An 11,789-nucleotide genomic window follows, 5' to 3' on the forward strand; every position below is an offset into this window, starting at 1 on the left:
TCTAAAAGACAAAACAAGAAAGGAGCACATCCGATGCCCACGAGGGACTGCTTATGAATGCCCAGAGTGATTCAATCGACATCGCCATCATCGGTTCCGGCTTTGCCGGCCTGTGCATGGCGATCAAGCTCAAGGAAGCCGGGTTCACCGACTTCTTTATCGCCGAACAGGCCGACACCCTCGGCGGCACCTGGCGGGACAATCATTACCCGGGCTGCGCCTGTGATGTGCAGTCCCATGTGTATTCGTTTTCCTTTGCACCCAACCCGGCCTGGACGCGGCAGTTCGCGCCGCAGGCGGAGATCCGTGCGTACCTGGAGCAATGCGCCACGCGCTTTGGATTGGCGCCCTATCTGCGCTTCGGCATGGGCCTGGAGCGAGCGGTGTTCGACGAGCACCTGCAACGCTGGCAATTGAGCTTCAGCGGTGGCCGCCAGGTCAGTGCGCGGGTGCTGGTGTCGGGCATGGGCGGCCTGTCGCGTCCGGCGTTACCGGATATTCCGGGGCTCGATCATTTCAAGGGCAAGCGCTTCCACTCCCAGCAGTGGGACCATGAATACTCCTTGAAAGGCAAGCGCGTCGCGGTGATCGGCACCGGCGCCAGTGCCATTCAGTTCGTACCGCAGATCGCGCCGCAAGTGGCCCACCTGGACCTGTTCCAGCGCACGCCACCGTGGATCATGCCCAAGCCTGACCGGGCGATTACGCCTTTCGAGCGCTGGCTGTTCAAGCACCTGCCCTTCACTCAGCGCTTGGTGCGCGGTGCTTTCTACTGGGCGCTGGAAGGCCGCGTGGTGGGCTTTGCCCTGCACCCAAGACTGATGAAAATGGTGCAGAAAATCGCCCTGCGTCATCTGCACAAACAAGTAGCCCGCCCATCCCTGCGCAAGACTCTGACCCCGGACTACACCATCGGCTGCAAACGCGTGCTGATCTCCAACGACTACTACCCCGCCTTGTCGCGCAGCAATGTCGAGGTGGTCACCGATCGCGTGCTGCGCATCGAAGCCGACGGCGTGATCACCGCCGACGGCATCAAGCACCCGGCCGATTGCCTGATCTTCGGCACCGGTTTCCAGGCCAGCGATCCCCTGCCCCGCGACTGCATCATCGGGCGCGGCGGTGTGGACCTGATGGACACCTGGCAAGACGGCGCCCATGCCTACAAGGGCACCACGGTGCCTGGCTATCCCAACCTGTTCCTGATCGTCGGGCCCAATACTGGCTTGGGGCATAACTCGATGATCCTGATGATCGAAGCCCAGGTGACTTACATCATGGGTGCCCTCCAGCACATGCAGCGGCACCGCATCGCCACGGTGGACGTCAAGGCGGCCGTGGAAAGCGCCTACAACCAACAGTTGCAAGCCAAGCTCAAGCGCACCATCTGGAACACCGGCGGTTGCCAGAGCTGGTACCTCGACCCTCGCACCGGCAGGAACACCACCTTGTGGCCCGGCTCGACCTGGCGCTTCAAGCAGGTCACCCGCCAGTTTGCGCTCAAGGATTACGTGGTCGACCAGTTGCCGGTCAACCTGCCCAGCCGCCCCGTGCCGGCCCCCCACTCCACCCCGGAAGGCAGCCTGTCATGAAGTCATTCAATGGCCGCGTAGCGGCAATTACCGGCGCCGCATCCGGCATGGGCCGCGCCCTGGCATTGGCCCTGGCGCGTGAAGGTTGCCACCTGGCGCTGGCAGATAAAAACAGCCAGGGGCTGGAGCAGACCCTGGCGCTGATCAAGACCTCGACCCTGGCCCCCGTGTCGGTCACCACCCAGGTACTGGATGTGTCCGATCGCCAGGCCATGGAGGAGTGGGCCGCACGCTGCGTGGCCGATCACGGCCAGGTCAACCTGGTGTTCAACAATGCCGGGGTGGCTCTGTCGAGCACGGTTGAAGGCGTGGACTATGCCGACCTGGAATGGATCGTCGGTATCAACTTCTGGGGCGTGGTGCATGGCACCAAAGCATTTCTGCCATACCTGAAAGCCTCGGGCGAAGGCCATGTGATCAATACGTCCAGCGTATTCGGTCTGTTCGCCCAGCCCGGCATGAGCGGCTATAACGCCACCAAGTTTGCGGTGCGCGGTTTCACCGAATCCCTGCGCCAGGAACTGGACCTGCAACGCTGCGGCGTGTCGGCCACCTGCGTGCACCCCGGTGGCATCCGCACCGATATCTGCCGCAGCAGCCGTATCGACGCGAACATGACGGGCTTCCTGATCCACAGCGAACAGCAGGCCCGCGCCGATTTCGAAAAGCTGTTCATCACCGACGCCGACCAGGCCGCCAAAGTGATCCTGCACGGCGTGCGCAAAAACAAGCGCCGCGTGCTGATCGGCCGCGACGCGTATTTCCTCGACCTGCTCGCCCGTTGCCTGCCCTCGGCCTATCAAGCCCTGGTGGTGTTCGCCAGCAAGCGCATGGCGCCCAAGCCGCGCACGCCGGTATTTGAAACCAACGACGAGCCCCACCTCTGAACAGGAGCACGCACTATGTTGCCGATCCGCCGTGACATCCATTTCGCCCTGCCCGCCGAGCGCATCAAGGACTGGCATGAACAGGGCCCGTTCATCACGCATTTCTTCAATGCCCTGTCGCTGCTGTTTCCCCAGGGCGAGCTGTTTTTCATGGACAGCGTGCGCCACTATCGCCAGGACATCGACGACCCAGCTCTTAAAAAAGAGATCCAGGGGTTCATCGGCCAGGAGGCCATGCACAGCCGCGAACACGTGGCCTACAACGACTTGCTGCAAGCCGCCGGGTTGCCGGCACATACGCTGGACCGGCGCTTGAAGTTCATCCTCGACTGGCAGAAAAAACACCTGCCTGCGTCCTTCAACCTGGCGGTGACCATTGCCCTTGAACACTACACGGCGATGCTGGCCGAAATCCTGTTGAGCGACCCGTCGCGCTTCGGCAATTCGCTCAAGGGCTATCAGCAGATGTGGTATTGGCACGCCCTGGAAGAAACCGAACACAAGGCCGTGGCGTTCGATGTATGGAACCGCGTGATCAAGCCCGGCCCCAAGCGCTATCTGCTGCGCACCGGCACCATGCTGACCACCACGGTGTTCTTCTGGCTGGTGGTGTTCGACTTTCACCTGCGCCTGCTGATTGCCGACCGCAAGTCGGGTGGGCACCTCAAGGGTTTCTGGCGCATGTTGAAGTTTCTGTATGGGCCGAAGGGTGTTTTCCCACGAATGCTGGTGCCGTGGCTGCACTACTTCAAACCCGGCTTTCACCCCTGGGACCACGACAATCGGGCGCGCCTGGCCGGGATCGATGGCCTGGTCGAGGAGATCGAGCAGACCCAGCGCGGGTATTAAGCCTGCGCCAAGGCGGCGCGTTCGCGTACGAACCCTTCCAACTGATCGCCCGGCAGCGCCTTGCTGAAATACCAGCCCTGGATAATCAATTCGGCGCCGGTATTCAGGAAGGCCAACTGCTCGGCAGTCTCCACCCCTTCCACCACCACGCCCAGGTTCAGCGCCTCACAGAAGCGCAGCATGCCGGTCATCACCTGCGCACCCTTGGGGTCGTGCTGGGCCACCACGAAGCTGCGGTCGATCTTGATGAAGTCCACCGGGAACTGGTGCAGGTAACTCAGGGCCGAAAAGCCGGTGCCGAAGTCGTCGATATACACCTTGGCACCAATGGCCTGCAGCTTCTGGATAGTCTGGCGCGTGACCTGGATATCACTGACCAGGGCGTCCTCAGTGATCTCGACCGATACGTGCCCATGGGCCTGGGCCAGGATCTCCACCAGGCGTTCGCCGAAGGCGGCGTCGGTCAGGGTCGCGCTGGAAATATTGATGGTCATCGGCAGGGCAAAACCGAGTTTCTGCCACTTCTGGTACTGGCGAACCGCCTGGGATGCTACCCACACATCCACATCCGGCATCAACCGCGCCTGGGCCAGCCATTGCAGGAATTCCCACGGCGAATGCACCGTGCCCTGGGCGTCGCGGGCCCGCATCAGCGCTTCACACCCGGTGCACAGGCCTGTGCGGGTCGAGACCTGCGGCTGGAATTCGAGGTAGAACTCATAGTCGCTGATCTGCTGGATGCGGCTCAGTTCCACGGCCTGGCGCGCCAGGGTCTTGTGGGAGGCGAGTACCGGGTCCAGCTCGCGCAGCCGGCCCTTTTCTTCAAGGCCACGGAAGGTCATGTCCAGGGACTTGAGGTACACCGTGCCCCCTTCACTGGCCTGGCGATGGATCGCGCGCACATACGGCGCGTACACCAGGGTGCCCAGGCCCAGCAGCGCCACTTGCAGCGCCACCGCCGCCAGGTCGCCGTGGGTACTCAGATAGGCATTGAGCAGCACCGGCGCGGTGAACGGCACGCTGACCACCGCCGGCGACACCCAGCCCATCTGCACCACCGTCAACGCCAGCATGGCATTCAACGCCGGGACGATCAGAAACGGTATGAACAAACGCGGGTTGAGGATGATCGGCAAGCCGAACAGCAGCACCTCGCTGACGTTGAACAGTGACAGCGGCAGGCTCGCCACCGCCAACAAGCGCATGGACTGGCTCCTGGAGAACAGCAGGATGGCCAGCAACAGGCACAATGCACCGCCCGAGCCACCGATAAACGCAAAGCTGCCCAACAGGCCACTGTTCAACACATATTTGACCGGCTCGCCCGCCGCCAGGGCCGTGCTGTTCAGCACCACGACCTGGTCCAGTACATCGAACAGCGGTTGCATGGCGTACACGCCGTGGATGCCGAAAAACCACAGCAGCGAATTCATCAGGGTCACGAACAGGCCGCTGCCGTAGGGCGACTCCAGCGCGTCCAGCACCTGGGGGCCTTGCAACTGCGCCACATACGGAATCTGCAGCAACAAGGACAGCACCACCACCAATGCCAGGGCGGTGATAGCGCCTGGCAGCACCATATTGATCGTGCCCCGCAGGTTGTGCCCCACCAGGTCTTCGTTGACCAGACGGGTCCAGCGGTAGCGGTGCAGCCAGGCAATTGCGGGAACGTTCAACAGCGGCGAGGCAATGGCGATAAACAGCACAAAGGTGGCCGAGGCCCTGGGGTAGTCCCGCAGGATGAATGTCGCCACCACCACATGGGCCAGGCACAGGAATGCCACGGGCAATTGGGGCAGGCGATGCTGGATCGCCAGCATGTAACCGATGGACGCGGCCACCAGCAGCGGGATCACGGAACTGATCTGGTTGTGCAGGCCGGCGAGGAACGCCACCACCTGAGCGTGGAAGCCAAGGACGCGAGCACATTCCGACAGAATCAGAAAGCCCGCCGAGACCAGCAGGCAAGGCAGGATCCACAACAGCCCTTCGCGGATCGCCCGCAGCGATTCAGTGCTGGCCAACGCAGCCAGGCGTTGGGTGAAGAAAAGCTTGAACAGCGTTTGCGCCATGACCCATCCCTCTGCCCATCGCCCACTGTCCCTGCAAGGCAGGGCTGGAAGCACCGGCTAACGCTACACGTCCTGGCCCAATGAGCGAAAGCCTTTTGCCATTCATCTGGGTGAATTTCCGAATCGGATAACAGGCCAGGCCCTGTTTTTTCCAAACAGTTGAGTTTTATGATCCAGGCCAATCGCTCAATCTGCTTCAATGACGCCTATCCGCCCTCCCCCTGACCTGTGTTTGGAGTAAGCCTTTGTCACAACCCGGTGATAACCACCAGCGCGCGCTGGACAGATTCCTCGATGAACACCCCGATGTCGCCGCCGAACTGGATACCCTGAATCCGCTGGCTGCCCAGGCCAGGGGCGAAACCCTGGCCCAGTACCGTGCCGAACGCTTGCATGAAGCCTTTGAAGCGCAAGCTGAACGCCAGGGCCTGTTTGCCTGGGAGCTGACCCTCAAACTGACCGCCGATTCCTGTGAGGCCTTTGAAGCCCAGCGTCGTGAGGTACACAAGGAGGTGGCACAGATGGCGGGCCTGAGCTGGGTCGAGTACTGCCAACTGCACGACCTGCCCGGCTAACGCACTACCCCAGGAACCAGAGACGGCGCCCGCAGCCCAGCACTTCGCGCAACTCGGCGACCGACACCGTGCGTTGTTCAGGATCCATCGCCAGAGCCGAAGACACTGCAGGCCAGCAATGCCTGGGCAACTGCCTCGGCCTCGGCAGCGGCTGATGCTGCTGACGTTCGCCGGGGCGCCGTCCTTCGGCCAACTCATAGAGCACACTGGCAACCCCGTACAGATCGGCACGGGGTGAGGGAAGCCCTCCGGCCATCAGCTCCGGCGCTGCATACGCAGGGGTCCAGGCATTCAGGCGACTGCGGCTCAGGCCGGGCAATCCGGCCCTTGCCTGCGCTTCAGCATGCCCCAGGCCAAAATCGAACAGCCGTATCCCCTGCTCCCCCAGCATGATGTTCGCCGGTTTCACATCGCCATGCAGCACTCCTTGTCGGTGGGTGTAGGCCAGCGCATCCAGCAGTTGCAGGGCGATGGGTTGCAGCGCCTGCCACGCCATCCCTTGCGGGCATTCCGGGAGCAGGCGGTCCAGGGTCAGGCCGGGCATCACTTCCATGGTGAAGAATGCCAGCTGGTGCGCCGTGTCGACCTCGAACGAAAAGGCCCGGACCACATGTTCATGTCGCAGGCTCCGGGTCAGGGCGAACTCGCTGTACAGCAACACGTGGGCGTCGGTGGACGCACAGAGCGTCTCACCCAACAGCTTCAGCGCCACGCGCGCGTCCGGTTCGCCAAACGCCTCATGCAGCAGATCCCGGGCACGATAGACCACCCCCATGCCCCCTGAACCGAGAATTCGCTCCAGCTGGTAGCGTCCCGCAAGCAGGTTCGGCGGACCGGCTGCGGCGTTCATGGCTGCACCACCACCGCAGTGAGGTCATCCAGCGCAGGTCCACGCAACACGTCGCTGAACAACCGCTCCACTACCTGCCCGGGCGTGCCGGCATTCATCGCACGCCCCAGTTGCCGGTGGCTGAGCCCCTGGTACAAGCCATCACTGCACAGCAAGAACACATCGCCTGGATGGGGACGCAGTTCCAGTATCTCCAGACTCAGCGGTTTTCCGACGCCAATGGCACGAGTCAAGGCACGGGCGTCTGGATGAGCGCGGGCCAGTTCCAGGCTAACATGCTGCTTGTCCATCAGTTGCTGTTGCAGGGAGTGGTCCCTGGACAGCTGATACAAACGCTGCCCTCGCCAGAGATAACATCGGCTGTCCCCTGCCCAGATACACGCCGCGCGGTCACGCTCAAGCAACAGGACAACCACCGTACTGCCCATGACGCGTGCCAGGCCATCGGCCGCCTGCAACTGGCTGTCGAGCCCCCGCAGGCAGCGTTGTACGGCCTCGACCCGCTGGTCGAAGCTGCCTTGGCCTGGCAGCGCCGCGAGGCTGCTGACCACCCGTTGACTGGCCACATTCCCAGCATGGTGCCCTCCCATTCCATCGGCGACCGCCCAGCAACCGCGTTGCGGGCAATCGAGGAACCCATCCTCGTTACGCGCACGACGCTTGCCTTGCGCCGTGCGGCCAGCACTTCGCCAAGGGTGCGCGCGGTTCACAACTGCTCCGGCAGGCGGAAGCCGCGCCATGTGGCCATCTGAAACGGGCTGGGGCTGCGTTGGCTGGTGAGCAGGTAGTTGGCACGCAGGCCGGCCAGGTCGGCCTTGAGTATCTGTGCATCCCTGCCGCTGGCCGGCTCGTTTTGCATCAGTTCGAAAAGCCGGAACAACGACCAGGCTCCCCGGTCTTTTTCAATGCCCAGCGGTCGCTCGGTACCGCGCTCCAGTACCAGGCTGCTGCGCCCATTGTCCGCATCACTCGGCCAATGGAACGCCATCGGCACGATGGGACCGTGACGGTATTCCAATTGCTGATCGCCCACCCGCAGCGTCGCACGGTTGACGGCCTGGTCCAGGCTGTAGGGCGCCAGCGTGAACAGAACGGCCCAATTCCCCTGGTCTGCGCTGAAGAACCCCTGGCGAATGACCTGCGCGCGTGTCAACTGGTCGAGCAACGAACGTGAAACAGGCAAGCTGCGACCCTCAAGGCCACGCAAACGATAGCGGCTCCCCTCGACACTGACGAACGGCCGCAGGTAGCTGTCATAGAAGTGCTCCATCACCCCCCGTGGTTTGAAGAACGACTGGAAATCACCCAGGGCAACATCGCTGCCGGCGTCGGCATTGAAGGGGTAGCGGTGCCGGATGGCTTTCACATAAAAGCCATACACCTCACTCTGATAACGCTGGTTCACATACCCATAGGCGTCATCAAGGAGATGGCGCCAGGTTTGCTCGGCAATCCCGTCCAACCAGCCCTTGAGCGGCTGCGGCAAGCGAGCAGCAGCGTCACGCAGGTTACCCAACAGCGGCTGCTGTCCATCCATGCGTTGCCGGGCCATCTTGAATGCCGCGTGCTCGGGCGAACTGTCACGGTTCAGTGTCGAGACTTGCAAGTGCAACTCATCCAACAGGCGCAAGGCCTGGGTCAACTCGGCGGTCGGGTTCAGCTCTTCATCCAGCAATTGGTGCAAGGGCTCGAAACGACGCAGCAATGCGCGCCGGGCAGTATCCGGCAATGTTTGGCGCGGCAAGGCTCGGGTGAGCAAGCCGGACACCGGCGTGCCCAGCTCAGCGACCTGCTGGCTCACCGCTCCAAACCGCTCATGGGTCGGCAGCAGTCGCGTGTGTTCCCGCACTTGCCGCAACAGCAACACCAGCGCCGACTGGGCGGAAGTCAAGTTCGCGAGCTGCTGCGCATCGTGCCTCAGGTCGTCGCTTTCCAGCAGCCTGACTCGACCCAGCGCATCACTCCAGATGTCGGCGTATTCGCTGAAGTAACGCTGTTCCAGCTCCAGCATCAGCTTGCGCAAGTCCACGACGCTGAGGTCTGCGGCCTCCCCAAGCACCCAATTATCCTGGGCGATGGCATTGACCAACTGTGGCCCCTGGCTTTCGAAAAACTGCAGGTATTTACGGGTATAGAAACCCGGGATGGGGGGCTCAACCCTCGAAAACGCCGGGCTTTCAGCGAGGCGAAAGGGCTCCAGGTGCCGAGCTTGCTCGCGCAGTGTCCGGTAGACCACCTCTACCATTGGCTCACCGCGCAGCACCAGGCGGGCCTGGGCGACCAACTCATCATTCAGCGGGGCCGAAAAACCCTGTTCAACGAGCCGTGCAACGTGTTCGTGCAGGCGTTTGTGTGTCGATGCATCCTCGATGTACCCAACAGTCCGCAGCCCCGCCACATGCTCGGCCAACCAGGCCTTATCACGTCGCTCGGGCAGGTTGAGCATCAAGTAGGCGCGAAGGCTGTCCAGTAACTGCTCGCGATCACCCAGGCTGTCACGTACCTGTTGTTCGAGCCGCAGGGTCACGTAGGGGAGCAATTGCTGATGCAGGGCTTGCTCGTAGGCGCTGTTCAATGATGGCCGACTCAACTCGCCCTGATACAAGCCGCCCCGCTCAACCCAAGGTACCTGCGCCGCCGGTGGAAACACTCCCGTGGCCGCCAGGCGACTGTCCAACAGCGCGAGCAACGCCAGGCTGGCGTCCGCTTCGGGTTGGCCTACAGGCTTGGGGTTGATCAGCTCCCGCAGTTGCACCAGCCGCTGATAGTTGAATGCGTAACTGTGCGCCCACAGCGCCCCGGCCGTACCCACAACCAATGAGGCGGCCAGCGCCATCAACCCGTGGCGTCGACGTATGCGCTGTCGCTCCGGGGTACGCAGCCCGGCAAGACCGGCCTCGGCAAAAATCACCCGATTGAACAGGCCCTGGGCAAAATGGGCACGCACATCACCTGTCTTCGCACAGGTCAGGTAGAACCCGCGCAAGCCGTTGATTCGCTGGTAGCGATGGGCGGCAAACGTACTCTCGATAAACAGGCAGACGAACTCGCCCAGGCGAGCGAGATGCTGAGGAAAGCCTAGCATGCGGCCTCGGCGCTCAAGGTTGCGTTCCTGATGCAAGCGCGGGATCAGCTCGGCACCCACACGTTGCAACAAGGCGTCGAATGTTTCGCGCACCTCGGCGGTATCAGTGCCTGCCATGCCTGACACCAGGCACCCACCCAGGCAGCCTTCCGCGGCATCGCCCTGCCGCGCATCAAAGAACTCGGCAAACCCGGCCAACCGATCAAGCTGCGTCAGCACCAGATAAACCGGCACATCTACCTGCAGTGACTGCTGGATGTCCTGCAAGCGGTTACGCACATGGCGCGCGTGAAGCTCCAGGTCGTGTTCGTTGCTGCGTAACAGCGTATCGACTGACAGCGTCACCACCACGCCATCGAGCGGCCGTGCCCTGCGCCATGACTTAAGCATGTCCAGCATTGTCGACCATCCCGCTGCATCGACACTGTGGTCGGGCTGGCTCAGGTATCGACCTGCCATCTCGACCACCACCGCGTCGTCGGCAAAATACCAGTCACAGGAAGAGGTGGCGCCTGGCGGCATCGCGTGCGTCCGGTCGAGCCCCGCCGGCAACCCGGCAGCGGCCAGCAAGTCGGTCTTGCCGCTGCCCTGCTCGCCAATCAACAGGAACCAGGGCAGTTCCTGGCGCGAACGCTCACTGCGCTCGCCGTAGCGGTGTGAGGTTTTCAACGTCTGCAGCGCTTCCTTGAAGCGCCTGCGCACCTGCACCACTTCGTCATTGATCAACCCCTGCTGCTGAAGATGTTCCAGCTGCCCAGGCTGATCCAAACGCGCGGAGCGACGTGCCCCCACAACCACCATCGCCAACCCCCATGACAGCAGCATTGCGCTGATGGTCAACAAACGGGCCGTCGAACCCTGCCAGAAACGGTAGTCGTCTACCGCCAGCAACGGCCCGACAAACCACACCAGCAGCGCACCGGCCAGCACCAGCAACAGGCTCCATACCCAACTCTCGCGCAGCACCTTGCCCACGCGTCTGAAGAATGCGTTCATTCATTGCTCCCAGCGTTACAAGGGCGTCCGAGACGGCTCTGCCAGCGAAGATTGGAAAGCGTGCAACGTCGCCCTGCGCTCCTGGCCCAGCATCCAGGCGAACCCCGAATACACCACCAGCAGACACGCCAGCACGCAGGCTGCGGCCCAGGTAGCCGAGACAATGCGTATCCGTGCCTGAGAGGTCCCGCCGGCGCCGGATACAAGGGTTAACGGCGGCTGATCACCGCGCACGTGCCTGATCTGGCGATACACCGCGTCGTGCACAGTTTCGAGCTGCGCCCTTCCCCGCTCCATGACACGGTATTGGCCTTCGAACCCCAGGGACAGGCACAGGTACATCAATTCCAGCAGGGCCACATGCTTGACGGGGTCACGGGACAAACGCTCAAGCAACTGGAAAAATTTTTCACCGCCAAAAGTTTCGTTGTGGAAACGGCTGAGCAGGCTGGTCTTCGACCAGTCGCTACGGCCGCCCCACGGCGTAGTGACCACGGCTTCATCAATGACGCTGCACAGCACGTAACGCGCCGACATCACCTGACTATTATCGGCCCCCAGATACAAGGCATAGGCCTCGAACGCGGTGATGCCCGAGGAAAACTCCTCATTGAGTGCCGGCAGGCTTTCCCGGCCGGGGCTGGCCTTGAGTTGGACCACTTGCAGCAAGAGTTCCCAGGCCGCGGTCAACAGCACGTTGGGGCCACTCTTGAAGTGCCGTATGCCTTGCATCTGGGCGCAATAGATCATGCGGTCTTCCAGTTGCTCGAAGCGTGGCGGCGACGGGAAGTCCGTAACGGTTGCGTGCGCCGGTCCGAGACCCTCACGGTCAAGCAACACGGTTTTTTCGTCTTGCGGGTATTCACTGTCCATAGTCATGACG

At 62.4% G+C, this 11,789-nt stretch carries 9 protein-coding genes; 4 read left to right on the top strand and 5 right to left on the bottom strand.

Features of this window, described 5'->3' with window-relative positions:
* Positions 1-53 precede the first annotated feature (53 nt).
* From AC3WP7_RS26565 to AC3WP7_RS26575, 3 genes are read left to right on the top strand one after another with little or no spacing between them, the layout of a single operon-like run.
* Positions 54-1,592 carry a flavin-containing monooxygenase gene (locus AC3WP7_RS26565; RefSeq protein ID WP_092244262.1) on the top strand — a complete coding sequence of 513 codons (1,539 nt, stop codon included), beginning with the start codon at positions 54-56 and terminating at the stop codon, positions 1,590-1,592.
* The gene (locus tag AC3WP7_RS26570; protein WP_071487974.1) at positions 1,589-2,479 is read left to right on the top strand and encodes an SDR family NAD(P)-dependent oxidoreductase; all 891 of its coding nucleotides are present in this window, start codon (positions 1,589-1,591) and stop codon (positions 2,477-2,479) included. The genes AC3WP7_RS26565 and AC3WP7_RS26570 overlap by 4 nt, the downstream gene beginning before the upstream one ends.
* A gap of 15 nt (positions 2,480-2,494) precedes the next feature.
* On the top strand, positions 2,495-3,328 hold the full coding sequence (locus AC3WP7_RS26575; RefSeq protein WP_092244265.1) for a metal-dependent hydrolase: 834 nt from the start codon (positions 2,495-2,497) through the stop codon (positions 3,326-3,328).
* Here AC3WP7_RS26575 and AC3WP7_RS26580 read toward each other — a convergent pair.
* Positions 3,325-5,400 carry an EAL domain-containing protein gene (locus tag AC3WP7_RS26580; RefSeq protein ID WP_093513389.1) on the bottom strand — a complete coding sequence of 692 codons (2,076 nt, stop codon included), beginning with the start codon at positions 5,398-5,400 and terminating at the stop codon, positions 3,325-3,327. The two genes, AC3WP7_RS26575 and AC3WP7_RS26580, sit on opposite strands and share 4 nt — an antisense overlap.
* Positions 5,401-5,645: 245 nt before the next feature.
* On the opposite strand from AC3WP7_RS26580, the gene AC3WP7_RS26585 reads away from it, so the two are divergent.
* The gene (locus AC3WP7_RS26585; RefSeq protein WP_071487977.1) at positions 5,646-5,975 is read left to right on the top strand and encodes a DUF6388 family protein; all 330 of its coding nucleotides are present in this window, start codon (positions 5,646-5,648) and stop codon (positions 5,973-5,975) included.
* A 4-nt stretch (positions 5,976-5,979) separates the two neighbouring features.
* Here AC3WP7_RS26585 and AC3WP7_RS26590 read toward each other — a convergent pair whose 3' ends face one another.
* Genes AC3WP7_RS26590 through icmH form a run of 4 tightly spaced genes read right to left on the bottom strand, consistent with a single transcriptional unit; the run spans position 5,980 to position 11,785 of the window.
* A complete protein-coding gene (locus tag AC3WP7_RS26590) occupies positions 5,980-6,825 on the bottom strand; it encodes a serine/threonine-protein kinase (RefSeq protein WP_092244271.1) in 846 nt (281 codons plus the stop codon).
* Positions 6,822-7,535: a PP2C family protein-serine/threonine phosphatase gene (locus AC3WP7_RS26595; RefSeq protein ID WP_102592775.1), complete on the bottom strand. Its 714-nt coding sequence runs from the start codon at positions 7,533-7,535 to the stop codon at positions 6,822-6,824. Before AC3WP7_RS26595 ends, AC3WP7_RS26590 begins: the two co-directional genes overlap by 4 nt.
* A complete protein-coding gene (tssM, locus tag AC3WP7_RS26600; RefSeq protein ID WP_102592774.1) occupies positions 7,532-10,906 on the bottom strand; it encodes a type VI secretion system membrane subunit TssM in 3,375 nt (1,124 codons plus the stop codon). Before tssM ends, AC3WP7_RS26595 begins: the two co-directional genes overlap by 4 nt.
* A 15-nt stretch (positions 10,907-10,921) precedes the next feature.
* A complete protein-coding gene (gene icmH, locus AC3WP7_RS26605; RefSeq protein WP_102592773.1) occupies positions 10,922-11,785 on the bottom strand; it encodes a type IVB secretion system protein IcmH/DotU in 864 nt (287 codons plus the stop codon).
* Between the last annotated feature and the right edge of the window lie 4 nt (positions 11,786-11,789).

It is taken from the genome of Pseudomonas sp. FW305-3-2-15-C-LB1 (assembly GCF_058787615.1).